Below are 13,302 nucleotides of genomic sequence, written 5' to 3' on the forward strand. Positions count from 1 at the left end.
CGGCTGCGCGTTACACCTTACAGTGGCAAGGCGCTGACCACACGCAGGGCCAGCCCTTCGTAGGCGTCCAGGGTGATAGTGAACTCGCCCTGCTCGGTCAAATCGCCTTCGACACGCTCGTTGATGATGTCGACCACCGGACCTGGCGCAATACCGGGCAGTTGCAGCGTTTCGACGATCGTCTCGGCGCTGAAATTGAGCGCAGTGATCTGCGTGCCCTTGCCAGCCGGCAGTTCATGGACCATGACCAGCAGCCCTGGATGCTCGACATCCGGAATCAGAATCTGACGGCTTGCGGCGATGTCATAGGCACGGCGCACAGCAAGAATTTTCTTGAGCTGCGAGGCAAACGAATCAGGTCGCTGAAGCTGACTGACCAGGCTGCCGTAAAGCGTCTTGGGACGCGGCATGTCACCCGCAGAAAACTCGGCTTCGGGGTCCAGATCGACCAGATCGTAGGCGCCGCGATGAACCCAGCGCGTGTCGCCATCCTGCATCAGGTGGTCGACCTGCTCGGCCGGCAGCGTCAACGCACCGACGAGGTCCCAGCCCGACAGGGCAAATACGCCCGGCTGCATGGCGTTGTACATCACCAGCAGCAGGTGAATGTGCTGGATCTGCTGAATGTCGGCATCGGTAATGGTGCTCAGGTCACGAATGCCCAGCGCAGCAGTGATGATGCTCGCTGTGGTGCAAGAGACGCCGTTGGTGACGAACTTGAGGTTGTATGGCGCGTGTTCGCCGGACAGTTTCTCGTACATTTCCTCACGGATGTGCTCGCGCAGGATGTTGCCCGGGAACGTCTGGCCCTGGTAATGGAAGGTGTCGTGAGCGTGCAGCGTCCAGAAGTGCACCAGTTCCAGGGTCAGCTCGTCGTGGTTCTGCAGGGCATGGATCAACGATGCCGGATCGATGCCATAGGCATGCACCTGACGCAGCATCAGGCGCAGGAATTCGGTGGTGCCGGTCAGCAGCGCGTGCTGATAGGCCGGCCGGGTAATGAAGTCGTAGGACAGATCCGCGCCACCCTGCCCCATGGAGGCAATGTCATCGATCGTGAGGTTCAGCTCCTGGAAGCTAAAGCCGCCCGCCTTGCGGATAGCACCAGCCAGAAGCTGGTTGCCGGTGATCGACAGCGGATGGCTTTCCGACCAGGCGGTGCCTTCGGCGCGACGTTCGACGCCAAGGAAGCCGTTGGCGTCCAGACGTAACACCCGGGCGCCCATGACATCGATGGCATGCAGCGCGTCACCGATGATCATCTGCTGCGCGGCAAAGCTGGGGTCCAGCCAGTTCAAGGAGGGCTGGCCGTCCTTGAAGTAATGCAGGTAGACCCAGCGGCGGGCCTTGCCGTCGACGCCGTGTACCACGTCGGTGGCGCTCCAGTCGGTTTCCTTGACCCCAGGCTCGAAGAAGATCACCCGTTGCAGCTGGCCGACGATGTAGTGCTTGTCGCGCAGCTGATCCACCACATCGGGCATCAGGTTGACCGCATCGCGGCCGGCTGGCACTTCAGGCAACAGCTGCCAGTCTTCCTCACGGATCTCGACCATGTGGAACAAACCGGGATAATCCTCGTACGCCATCTCGGCCAGGCGGAAGTCTGCGCCCTTGCCGGTGTGCGACGGAATGATGTCATCAATGATCACCGCGTTGTGCGCTGCGGCAATGCGCGACAGGCTCAACAGTTGTGCTTCGGTACCCAGGTCCGGGTCGATGCCGAAACTGATGCGGTCGAAGTTGCCATCGATGCTCGGCGTGCGCTCACGCCCCTTCAGTCCGCCGGAGAGCTTGAGCGGGCCGTTATGAATGCCCTGAATGCCGATTTCCGACAGTGCATGCCACAGCGTTTCATCACCCAGTGCTTCAAGCACCGAGCCACCTTCACGGGTGACGATGGAGGCCGGGTAGGCGGTAAACCAGACCGAGGCGATAGCGGAGGCGTCTCTGGGACGCGCAAGGGCGAAAGGACGCTGCCAGAGCCTGCCCTGCCCCGAATAGGTCTTGGCGCGCTGTCTTGCGGCGTTAAGCATCGATTGCTCGACCAGCCAGTCCACGTATTGCTTGTCCGGTATCGTCATAGCGTTCAGTCTTCCTCTCGAATCGGCGACCTGAGACGCCCCGCATGCGGAGCGTCCTGAATGTATTGCTTACGGATATGAGCCTTGCCGGCCCGATTCGTTGCATTCATGTCGCGGTCAAACGCTCGTTAAGGGCACTGTGACAACGTTTTGCGACACCTCCGTCAATCAGGCCGAGTGTTCGAGGCCGGTGGTTTCTTGAGTGCCTGAACCACGGCATTGGCGGCGTTGGACAACAATGAAGCAGGCCGCGCCACGACGCTGATCTGGCGCCTCACGGTCAGCGGCAGCGGGATAGATTCCAGCTCGCGAAGCCGCCCGCTCAACAGCGCGCTGGGCACAATCGAGATGCAATGGCGCTTGGCGACCAGGTCCAGCAGCGTGTCCAGGCAACTGAGCTCGCCGCGTTGGCTGAGCCGTAGCTGTGCCGATGCCAGTTGCTGGTGCAGGCGCTCCACCCCAGGATGCCGCCAGGCCACATAGCGCGACACCTGCGCAAGCTCGGCGAAACACTGCGCCGCGCCCTGCTTGCTTCGCGCCGCTACCAGTACGTAATGGTCCGACCAGCAATGGTGTTCGAGATAATGCTCGTCCAGCACAGTAGCCGGCAGGATGAGGATATCGGCCACGCCCTTTATCAATGCGTCCAGCGACGGATTCTGCTCGCTGCGGTGCAGCACGTTCAGATGGATATCGGGGTAATGATGGGCGAGAAAGTCCAGCGAGGCACTCAGGCCGGTCTCGCGGATGTGCGAGTGATAATGAATGGTGACGCTACCACTGACCCCATTTTTTTTAGTTGTTCGAGCGTGGCCATGATATTTCCCAGGGTCTGGCTGATGACCTTGCCTTCAGGGGTGAGCGTGCAGCCTGTGCGACTGCGAATGAACAGGCGTTTTTCGAAAAAATCTTCGACCTCCTTGATGGCATAGCTGATGTTCGACTGGCTGCAGCCCAGAATGGCGGCGGCCTCCGAGAACGAACCGTGCTGTGCAACGGTTTGAACGACTTTGAAGAAGTGGGTTTTCATGTGTCCTGCACTCTGGTTTTGCAAAGGTGGGTGCGGCCCTGCCGCTGAGCCAAAGGCTCGGGAATACAGGAAACCCCCGCCGAAACACCGATCTGGCCGGGTTATCGGCCATTCGAATGAATGTCTCAAGCGGGGGTAAAGCGAACGCTGGCTATCGCGTTGAAGCGCTGGCTATGCACATTTCGGGCACATAGCCTCTTCAGGGGTATCCGCAGCGCGACTGGATGACTCAGTCGTTCTCGGTCCAGTCGAAATCCATTTGCAGCGCCGTGCGTTCGGCCAGTTCACGGCTGTGCAGGCGCTCGACCAAGTGCAGGCTCATGTCGATACCGGCAGAAATACCTGCCGATGTCACGAACGAGCCCTCATCGACCCAGCGCAGCGTGCTGAGCACGTCCACCGACGGGAACATTTCCTTGAGGTCGTCGATGTCTTCCCAATGCGTGGTCACTTGCTTGCCGGCCAGCTTGCCGGTCCTGGCCAGCAGGAAGGCGCCGGTGCACACGGCAGCGACCACGCGGCCAGGCTCCGACTGATCGCTGATCCAGTGAATCACGTCGGGTTTTTCCAGTTCGGCGGTCACGACGCCACCCGGAACGATCAGGCAGTCGACGGCCGGATGGTCGTTGATCGAGAAATCCGGATCGACCTTGAGGCCGGCGCGGGCACGCACCGGCGCGGTGCTGCGGCCGATGGTGAATACGTTGAACAACTGCCGGTCATCACGGCTGTTGCGAGCGTGCATGCGGGTTGCGGTGGTGAACACTTCATAGGGGCCAGCGAAGTCGAGAACCTCGACGTCGTCATAAACGTAGATACCGATATTGAGTGGCACGAGTTGGCTCCAGGGTCTGCATGGCAGACCACTTGCATCATAGTGAGGGTTAAGCGGGTTTCAGCGGTGACACAGAGCAGATTACTCAGTAGCATCACGCCAAACTACTGGCTGAAATGCCAATATCCGGTAACATCGCGCCATGAAAAATCATCTCGTTGTCGCACTCATCTATAACCAGCTGTGCACCTTCGAATTTGGCTGCACGGTGGAAGTCTTTGCGCTGAAAAGACCCGAGCTGGGCGTCAGTTGGTACGAGTTCGCGACGTTCCCGGTCGACGACGGACCGATCACCGCTGCCGGGGGCATCACTATCGTGCCGACACCCGGCGAGGTGCTGCTGGAAAACGCCGACACCATCATCGTGCCGGGCTGGCGCGGGGTGGAATCCGCAGTTCCGCAACGGCTAATCGAACAGCTCCAGGCGGCTCATGCACGCGGCGCGCGAATCTGCTCGATCTGTACCGGGGCCTTCGTCCTGGCGGCGGCGGGTCTGCTCGACGGGCACAAGGTCACTACCCACTGGCGCTACACCGACCTGCTGGCCACCATGTACCCTGGCCTGACCATTCAGCCCAACGAACTCTATGTGGATCAGGGCAGCATCGTCACCGCAGCAGGCTCGGCCGCCGGGCTGGACATGATGTTGCACCTGGTGCGCAACGATCACGGCTCGCGCGTCGCCAACATGGTCGCGCAGCGCATGGTCATCCCGCCTCATCGCGAAGGCGGACAATCGCAATACGCATCCCGGCAACTGGTATCAGCCAGCGACGGGCCGATTTCCAACCTGATGGACTGGATTCGCAGCGACTTGCAGCGCCCGCATACCATCAAGGAGATGGCCTCCAGGGCGGCGCTCAGTACCCGTACCCTGCACCGCAGCTTCATGGAAAGCACCGGGCTGACGCCTTACGACTGGTTGCTCGGTGAGCGCATTGCCTACGCCAAGGAACTGCTGGAATCGTCGAAATTACGCCTGAACGAAGTGGTGGACCGCGCCGGCTTCGGCTCCGAAGAGTCGTTTCGCCGGCACTTCCGCAATCTGGTGGGCATCAGCCCGAGCAGCTACCGCAAGCAATTCGCCCGGGCCTGACCGCAGGCTCGGGGTAAAGCGCATCGACGATCGCGTCGGCAAATTCGCCCCACGCGCCAGCAACCGCTGTATTGGTCAGGACCACCATGCTCAGCGCAGCATGCGGATCGACCCAGTAATGGCTGCCATACAGGCCGCACCATGACCAGGTCCCTGCACCCTGCCGCTGCCCGGCGAGCACTGGGTCGGTGAGAATCATCGGCCCCAACCCGAACCTCCAGCCGGGTCCGCGGCTGGCGATGCTCGTCTGGCCAATCGCATTGCCCAGCAAGCGTGCGGTACTGGCTTCACTCAATAGCGGCGCGCCGCCGAGACGCAGGCATTCGAGCAGCCGAAGATAGTCATCAGCCGTGCCCAGCATTCCCGCACCGCCCGACTCATACGCACCGGTGTCAAAGACGCGAGCTGCGGACAGCCGCGCCTTGCCGCTGGCGAGCAGCACCTCATCCTCGTCGGCGATACGCTGCGGGCCGCTGAGACCGTCCTTGTACGCGCTGGCCAGCGGATGTTCCGGCAGGTGCCTGAATGAGGTCGCGTGCATGCGCAACGGTACGGTGACCCATTTATCGATGGCTTCTGACAACTTCAGGCCAGTGGCCTGTTCGACCACTGCACCCAGCACATCAGTGGCCAGCGAATATCCCCAGGCGCTGCCGGGCTCGAACAGCAAGGGCACACGCGCCAAACGTGTCAGGTTTTCCTGCAGGTCGAACGGGACCCGGTCCAGCCCGTCCGACACCCCGGCCCGCTGATAGGCATTCTCGGGCGCCTGCTCAAAGCCGTAGCTCAAACCCGATGTGTGCGACAGCAGGTGCTGCAGCGTGATGGACGGTTCGCGGCCATTGGCCAGATGCGGTCGAAAGGCTGGCAGCCAATGAGTCACCGAAGCCTGCAGATCCAACACACCCCGTTCGCAGAGCCGCAACACCGCAACCGAGGTCAACAGCTTGGTCAGTGAGGCCAGGCGAAAACGCGTGTGGCGGGTGACCGGAATCTGCTGCTCGCGATCCGCCCAACCGCGTGCACTGGCGTATTCCAGACGGCCCTGGCGAGCCAGCAACAGCACCCCGCCGACGATCCGGCCCGGCTCGACGAATCCCCGCCAGACCTGGTCAAGACGCTGTATGCCCGCCTCGTCAGGGCGGCCATGGTTCACTCGCCCCTCACAGCGCGGCTGAAAATCTGCGCGTAGACCTGCGCCGAATGGCGAATCGGGTTGGTGTGCGAGCAGCCATCGACGAAAGCCATCCGCCCGACGCGCTCGGCTTCGCGATCATCGATGCCGATCTCGCTCAGCGTATGTGGAATGCCAATCTGCTCGCGCAGCGTCAGCAGCCAGTCCATCACCCCGGAGAAGCCGGGCGACGGCAACCGCAGGTAAACCGCCAGATCGTCCATTTGCGTCTGCAGCACCGAACGATTGGCCTCCAGCACATAGGGCAGCAGGATTGCGTTGAGCAAGCCGTGATGCTGATCGTAGAGCGCCCCAAGGCTCTGGGCGATCGCGTGTACGCCGCCCAGACCGCGCTGAAATGCAGCGGCGCCAAGGCTGGAGGCCACCAGCATCTGCTGCCGCGCCTCAAGGTCCTGCCCGTCGGCGACGACACGCGGTAGAAACGCCTTGATCATCTGCATGCCCTTGACCGAAACCGCTTCGGCCATCGGGTGCCAGGCCGGCGAACACCAGGACTCCATGCAGTGGGTCAAGGCATCGGCGCCGGTGGCGGCGGTCAGGTGCCTGGGCAGGTCGAGTGTCAGCGTGGCATCCAGAATCGCGATGCGCGGCATCATGCGAATGTGCAGGATGGTGCGTTTGACCTGCGCCTGTTCATCGGTAATCACTGACGCACGCCCGACTTCAGAGCCGGTCCCGGCCGTCGTCGGCAGCGCAATCACCGGCGCAATGCCAGCCGGATCGGCGCGCAGGTGGTTGTCGTTGATGTCTTCGAAATCCCATAACGGGCGGGTCTGGCCCGACATCAGCGCGACTGCCTTGGCAGCGTCCAGCGCCGAGCCGCCGCCAAACGCAATCACACCGTCGTAGCCACCGGTTCTGTAAGCGTGCAGCCCCTCGGCGACGTTGGTGCCGGTCGGGTTGCCCTTGACCCGGTCAAACAGGCCGCAGTGGCCCAACTGACTGCGGCAGTCCTCTACGGCGCTGGCGATCATGTCGGTGCTGCCCAGAAAGCTGTCGGTGATCAGCAGCGGACGTTGTATGCCGGTCACCCTGCAGGCGTCGGCCAGTTCGTTGACGCGTCCTGCGCCTGCGCGGATGGAAGTCGGGTAGTGCCAGTCGTTGCGATGCATTCAGGTATTCCTTTACAGATGACTTCAGTGGATGAAGCCAACAGGCAGCAAACCGATCAGCAGGCGCAGGCCGAAAGCGATCATGAACAGGCCGGTGACGATGTCGATGGCCTTCTTCATGCGCTGATAGCGCGCCTGTACCGCAGGTATCGAAAACAGCGTGGCGAGCAGCACGAACCAGGAAATCGCCAGTACCGCGATGATCGACACACCCGCAGTGCGCACCCACATCGGCATGCCTGGCGTGGTCACGGTGGTGAACACGCTGGTGTAGAACGCCAGTGCCTTGGGATTGGTCAGGTTGGTCAGCAGACCGAACCGATAGGCACGGCTCAGACTGCCAATGCCCAGCGCAGCGATGTCCCTGGGTTTGGGCTGGCTGCCGGCACTGCGCAGGCTTTTGCTGCCGAGCCAGGTGAGGTAGGCACCGCCGAGCAATTGCAGGGTCGGTTGCAGCCATGGCAACTGTTGAAATACCAGCCCCAACCCGGTGGCGGCCAGCAAGGCCCAGAGAATGCTGCCCGAGGCCACGCCCAGCCCGGCACAGATACCCTGCTGCCGCGACTGGCTGAACGAGAGTTGGGTGATCACCAGAAAATTCGGACCGGGGCTGATGATCAGCACGATGAACGCGCCAGCGAGAGCGGTCAGCAACGTGATTTCGTACATGGCAATAATTCCATTTTAATTAATAGCTTGAATGGCTTTGTTCAACTGAAATGTGATGCCAATTGAAGTTGTCTTTGTCAGCGTATCCAGGCAGGACTCGACCGCCCGGCGCGCCTCGATCAGCGCGCGACAGCACGGGTCAGGTGTCGGTATGTAGTGGTTGTAGAACGTGCAGCCTTCCACGGCGGGCCCGAGAACCCATAGCCGCTGCTGCACCTCACCGTCGCGACCGATTGCGCGGCCCGCTGCGTCGGTGTCGATGCCATCGGCAGGCCAGGCATGGGCGGCGCGAATCAGCCCGCGCTCGCGCAGATCGTTGATCAACCCCTGACGACTGCCCGACACGCCGCTGTGGGCAACGCGGGCAGACAGGCAGTTATGCGGCTCCTGCACGTCACTCATCGGCGGCAAGAGCGTCACGCCCCCGGCTTCGATCAGCGCCAGCAGGTCCTCATGGCGTTCCTTCTGCGGCCCACCGACCAGACGATTGCTCAGCCCCGCCCATACGCCATAGAACTCCCGCGTCGAGGATTCAGTCAGGCCGTTGCGATCAGCGACCAGACGCAACAGGTCGCGATAATCGCGCCAGACCTCCAGCGCCTGACAGATCGGGCTGTGCGCGGTGCCCAGCCGACTCAGGGCCAGGTCACGTTTGATCCAGTCGACAAACCACGGTCCATACGAGTCTTCGGCGCCAGACCAGGTCTGAGTGCTCAGCCAGTGCTCAGGATCGAATGCACCCCATTGCTCTGCCAGACGGGCAAACACTGCCGATCTGGTGATGGACTCGCGCAGCAGGCGCTGAACAGAGTCCAATCGCCCAGGCGCCTCCATCCGGACCCTGGCCTGATAAAACACGGCACACATCTCATCCTTGATCAGGGGCAGCACATCGGCGCGAAAGTCGAGCCGCCCGCCTTCCCTCTGCTCGCGCAAACGGGCTATGGCATCGGCCGTAAAAAACAGCCTTGGCAACGGGGCGTGACGGCAGGCATGCCATTGCGGCCTGGCATGAAACGGCAATCCGCTACGCGAATGCATCAGCACCCTGGGCTCGCGTCCGGACGGCAGGTAGCGCCAGCCGGCAAAGCCACCATCGCGCACGTAGCGCCCGCCGCGCCCCTCAGTCAGATGGGCCAGCGTGTCCATGGCCGTGAGTCCCAGGCCTTCGATGACCACGCAATCGCCGACGTCCTGCTGCGCGGGGTTTTCAGGTGCGTGTCCGCTGGTGAGGAATACGCCGTCGACGTCCATTACCAGGCTGCCGGTGCGCAGCCGGAAACCCGGCGTTTGTGACCTTGGCTGGCCGCTCAGCACCTGCTCGGCGTGGTGACGCACCTGCACATGCGCCGGGCAGCGTTGCAGCAGGAAACGGTAACTGTCCTGCAAATAGCGCCCGAGCAATGCACGCGGCACGAAGTCGCCAAATGCCACCGCTCTGCCCTGCCCGTCCAGGCTGACATGACCGCGCGCGTCCAGGCGTACATCCTCACGGCTGCACCATTGCAAAAAGGTCGGGCCTGGCGGTTCGCACGCCGGGAATGCCGAAGAAAACGCTGACAATTGACCAGCCATGGTGTTGAGCATCAGGTAATCCGGCTGCTGCGCAAGGTGCAGCCCGCTGCCCGGCGGCTGCGGATCGAACACCTCGATACGCAGCGGTTGCTGCACGTCTTGGCGACTCATGCCGATCAACTGCTCCAGAATGCTCAACCCGCGTGAGCCCATGCCGATAATGGCGACGGTATGCGTGTGCATGGCCATCACCAGCGCGCCGATTCAAAGAAGAACTGCGGCACCGGCAAAGCACTGCACTCGGCCACCGCCTGGCGATACACCCGCTGCCCCACGGCGAGGTCCAGCACGCCGAGCCCGAACGGCGAAAAGATCGAAGCCTTGTCCGGACTCAGCTCCACTTGCCCGGTCATCAGCTGTGCCAGCGTGCCGGTAATGAACGAGCGATGCTGATACTGCTGCACGGCAAGGTCAGGCGAGGTCTGAGCCTTGAGGCAGTGTTCGACGTCATCGAGGATGTTGTTGGCCTGGGCAATGACCTCCGGCCCCAGATCGCGCAACGAGATGTTCAGCACCAGTTGCCCCGCCTGAAACACCCGCTCCAGTACATAAGGGCTTGGCGCGGTAGTGGCGAACACCACCACATCGGCTTGCAGGCACGTCACCAGGTCGCTCGGCTCGCTGTGCAGTCCATGGCGACTGGCAGCATGCCCGACCAGCGCCAGCGCCGAGTCATGGTGCTGATCGAAGACGCTGACGGCCTCCATCGTCCAGCCATCGCTGACGAACATGTCGAGGATGGTGCGGGCAATGAAACCGGCACCGATGAACGACATTCGTCCGACATGACGCTGCTGGCGGTTCATCCAGCGCGCCCCAAGCACCGCCGAGGCTGCCGTGCGCATGGCGCTGATGCGCGAGGCTTCCAGACAGGCAAAGGCATAGCCGGTCAGTGGATCGTTGAGGATCAGCACTGCCGAGGCGCGCTGCAGGCCCGTGTCGATATTGCCCGGAAAGCTGGAAATCCATTTGATGCCACTGACCGGCTGCTCGCCCGACAGGCTGGCGGGCAAGGCAATGATGCGATTGGCCGGTGCCTGCGCAAAGCGCAGAAAGTAACTGTCGGGATTGATGGTCTGGCCAGCCTCATGGGCCAGATACGCCGTCTGAACGTCATCGATACAGGCCAACGGGTCTGCCGCCAGCAGGCGTGCAACCACCTCACCGTCGACCACATGGAAAGCCGACCGCTTCAGCCGCTCGGCGGCCAGCCAGAAGGTTGAACTCTGCTCCCGCGCAAGCGCGCTTGCACCCGAAGGCGCTGCGTCTGAACCGCCGTCTTCGCGAGCAAACTCGCTCCCACAAGGCGTTGCGTGCGCGCGCACGACCTTTACACACCCATTCTGTGGGAGCGAGCTTGCTCGCGAAGGCGTTTTCACGCTTCCCGGAGATGTTGCAGTCTCTGATGAGGAAAGATCCGCCAAGGTCATGCTCAGCACTTCGCGGCCAAACCGCTGTTCGACCCACTGATCATCGTAAAGAGTGTCCAGGTAGCGCTCGCCCCAGTCCGGCGACAACGCCACGACCACTGAACCGGGCTCGATGCGCTCGCGCCAGGCATGCACCGCAGCGATCACCGTTGCGGTGGACCCGCCGACCAGCAGGCCCTTGCTGCGCGCCAGGATTCTGCACATGGCGACGGTACGGGATTCCGGGACCATTTCCAGCGCGTAAATACCATCAGCCTTGAAGATTGGCGGATGCTGGCTGGTGCCCAGTCCCGGTATGAAGCGACGGCTGGCCGGAGTGCCAAAGGTCACCGAACCGACGCTGTCGACGGCAATGATTCTGGTGGTCGGGTGATACCGCTGAAAATGCTGGACACAGCCCATCAGCGTGCCAGTGGTCCCGGCACCGACGAACACATAATCCACATGGCCGAAATGCTGGCTGATCGAACGCGCTGTGGTTAGCGCATGGGCACGCGGGTTGGCCGCATTCTCGTATTGATTGAGCCAGACATAGCGCGGGTCGCTGGCCACTTTTTCACGAATCAGCTCGATACGCGTCCCGAGGAAGCCGCCGTTGGCGTCCGGGATTTCGACCTGGATGACCTCGGCGCCATAGCTGCGCATCATGCGGATGTTGTGGCTGGAGCTGTTGGGGTCGACCACGCAGGTAAACGGGATGCCCCGTTCAGCACAGATCATCGCCAGCGCCACCCCGAGATTGCCCGACGAGGACTCGATCAGAATCGTGTCCGGGCCCAGCAGCCCTCGCGCCTGAAGGTCATTGATCAACCCCACGGCAGTCTTGAGCTTGATCGAGCCTGCCGGGTTGAGTGATTCCATTTTCAGGAAAAAATCGGCCCCCAGGCCAGTCACCTTGAGGAAGGTCTGATCGTGAACGATTTCGCAAAGAGAGTTGTACATGGGCTTCACTTCCACTGTGCCAGCAAGGGTTCGGCGGCCGGTGCTACAACCTCCTGAAGGGCCGTGGCGATACGCTCGGCGCGCAACGCCATCAGTGAAAACGACTGACTGTCACTGATTCCGTGACTGCGTTCGGAAAGACCGTTGACCCAGATATTCACGTCGCACTCGCCTTGAGTGGCGACCCGATAATCCCGATCGATGAGCAGCCCCCCGTCGACATCGGCCTGCAGCCATGGCTGCAAACCACTCAACAACGGGGGTATCAGGTAGTGCTGATACCCGGTGCCGAGCACCACGGCGTCGACCTCCAGCACCTGAGTGCGCTGGCTGAACGTGTCGGTCAGCTCGACCCGGTAGCCCTCGGCGACGGGCTCGATGGCGCTGATCACGCTGTAGGCGTAGGTCTGCAGGCGCTTGCGACCAGCGATGGCGTCTTCGTAGATCAACGAAAACAGCTTCTGGCTTTCGTCCGGATCAATCCCTGCGTAATTGGTCGAGCGGCTCCAGTCGAGAAAACGCTGCCGCGCCGCGGGGTCCAGGCTATGGAAATAATCGACGTGATCCGGAGCGAATACCCGGTTGGGGAACTGGCCCAACTGGGTGAGTTTGAAACCAGCCGAGCGATGCACTGAATGCACCTCGATGTTGGGGTCGCGGTTGACCAGTTCCAGCACCGATTCACTGGCGCTCTGCCCCGAACCGAGCACCAGCCAGCGCTTGGGCAACTGCTCGCCAAAGGCTTGCAGGCGGCTCAGAAACTGCGACGTGTGAAACAGCGTCGGGCCGATCAGCGCCTCGAACGCGTGCGGAATACGCGGCGCACTGCCGCTGGACAGCACGACATTGCGCGTCGTGAAGCTGGTATCCGGCGTGCATACGCGTAGTTCATGCAGGCGTCCGTGACGCAGCACCGGGTCAATGCCTGTGACCGGCGTGTTGAAGCAGGTCTGACCGCCCACCTCTGCGGCGACCCAGGCCAGATAGTCCGACCATTCATGGCGACTGGCCGGGCGGCCCAGCAGGCCGAAATCGAACATTCTCCCGTGTTCCTTGAGGTACATGGCGAACGAGAAGCGGCTGCGTGGATTACGCGGGGTCACCAGATCGCGAAATACGTGATGGTTGATGTCCGTTCCGGCCAGCAGCAGTTCGCGATGCCATTGGCTGTCCTGCGCGGCCTCCAGATAGCGAACGGACAGCGCGCCCAGCGGGTCATTGGCCTCCCGCGCATCGGCAAACGCGCAGGCCAGCGCGATACCGGCCGGACCGAAGCCGATACAGACGGCGTCCGAATGCAAGGTGTGTGGTGTCGAGTTACCCATGAAGTTCCTGTC

11 protein-coding genes are annotated in these 13,302 nt (G+C 62.1%); 1 reads left to right on the forward strand and 10 read right to left on the reverse strand.

What is annotated here, in order from left to right; all coding sequences use genetic code 11:
• Positions 1 to 17: 17 nt before the first annotated feature.
• From treS to BLR16_RS02185, 4 genes are all read right to left on the reverse strand, one after another.
• Positions 18 to 2,081, reverse strand: a complete 2,064-nt coding sequence (gene treS, locus BLR16_RS02170; RefSeq protein ID WP_058396881.1) for a maltose alpha-D-glucosyltransferase — start codon at positions 2,079 to 2,081, stop codon at positions 18 to 20.
• A gap of 164 nt (positions 2,082 to 2,245) precedes the next feature.
• The gene (locus BLR16_RS02175; protein WP_231989862.1) at positions 2,246 to 2,815 is read right to left on the reverse strand and encodes a substrate-binding domain-containing protein; all 570 of its coding nucleotides are present in this window, start codon (positions 2,813 to 2,815) and stop codon (positions 2,246 to 2,248) included.
• Positions 2,812 to 3,111, reverse strand: a complete 300-nt coding sequence (locus BLR16_RS02180) for a helix-turn-helix domain-containing protein (protein ID WP_003370783.1) — start codon at positions 3,109 to 3,111, stop codon at positions 2,812 to 2,814. Before BLR16_RS02180 ends, BLR16_RS02175 begins: the two co-directional genes overlap by 4 nt.
• A gap of 229 nt (positions 3,112 to 3,340) precedes the next feature.
• Complete coding sequence (locus tag BLR16_RS02185) at positions 3,341 to 3,946, reverse strand: DJ-1/PfpI family protein (protein WP_003435425.1); 606 nt, start codon at positions 3,944 to 3,946, stop codon at positions 3,341 to 3,343.
• Positions 3,947 to 4,088: 142 nt separating this feature from the next.
• Here BLR16_RS02185 and ftrA point away from each other — a divergent pair, with 142 nt between their 5' ends.
• Positions 4,089 to 5,042, forward strand: a complete 954-nt coding sequence (ftrA, locus tag BLR16_RS02190) for a transcriptional regulator FtrA (RefSeq protein ID WP_003370777.1) — start codon at positions 4,089 to 4,091, stop codon at positions 5,040 to 5,042.
• Here the strand turns inward: ftrA and BLR16_RS02195 are convergent.
• Genes BLR16_RS02195 through BLR16_RS02220 form a run of 6 tightly spaced genes read right to left on the reverse strand, consistent with a single transcriptional unit; the run spans position 5,002 to position 13,290 of the window.
• Complete coding sequence (locus BLR16_RS02195; protein ID WP_080484290.1) at positions 5,002 to 6,198, reverse strand: serine hydrolase domain-containing protein; 1,197 nt, start codon at positions 6,196 to 6,198, stop codon at positions 5,002 to 5,004. The two genes, ftrA and BLR16_RS02195, sit on opposite strands and share 41 nt — an antisense overlap.
• Positions 6,195 to 7,349 carry an iron-containing alcohol dehydrogenase gene (locus tag BLR16_RS02200; RefSeq protein WP_074806411.1) on the reverse strand — a complete coding sequence of 385 codons (1,155 nt, stop codon included), beginning with the start codon at positions 7,347 to 7,349 and terminating at the stop codon, positions 6,195 to 6,197. Before BLR16_RS02200 ends, BLR16_RS02195 begins: the two co-directional genes overlap by 4 nt.
• 24 nt (positions 7,350 to 7,373) lie before the next feature.
• Positions 7,374 to 8,018 carry a LysE family transporter gene (locus tag BLR16_RS02205; RefSeq protein WP_003370769.1) on the reverse strand — a complete coding sequence of 215 codons (645 nt, stop codon included), beginning with the start codon at positions 8,016 to 8,018 and terminating at the stop codon, positions 7,374 to 7,376.
• A 15-nt stretch (positions 8,019 to 8,033) separates the two neighbouring features.
• Positions 8,034 to 9,782, reverse strand: coding sequence for an FAD/NAD(P)-binding protein (locus BLR16_RS02210; RefSeq protein WP_161437851.1), 1,749 nt, complete (start codon positions 9,780 to 9,782; stop codon positions 8,034 to 8,036).
• Entirely contained in the window at positions 9,782 to 11,965 is a 2,184-nt protein-coding gene (gene sbnB, locus BLR16_RS02215) for a 2,3-diaminopropionate biosynthesis protein SbnB (RefSeq protein WP_074806408.1), read from the reverse strand. The genes BLR16_RS02210 and sbnB overlap by 1 nt, the downstream gene beginning before the upstream one ends.
• Before the next feature lie 5 nt (positions 11,966 to 11,970).
• Entirely contained in the window at positions 11,971 to 13,290 is a 1,320-nt protein-coding gene (locus BLR16_RS02220; RefSeq protein WP_074806405.1) for a lysine N(6)-hydroxylase/L-ornithine N(5)-oxygenase family protein, read from the reverse strand.
• Between the last annotated feature and the right edge of the window lie 12 nt (positions 13,291 to 13,302).

This window comes from Pseudomonas sp. BS3767 (assembly GCF_900099665.1).
GTDB lineage: Bacteria > Pseudomonadota > Gammaproteobacteria > Pseudomonadales > Pseudomonadaceae > Aquipseudomonas > Aquipseudomonas cerasi.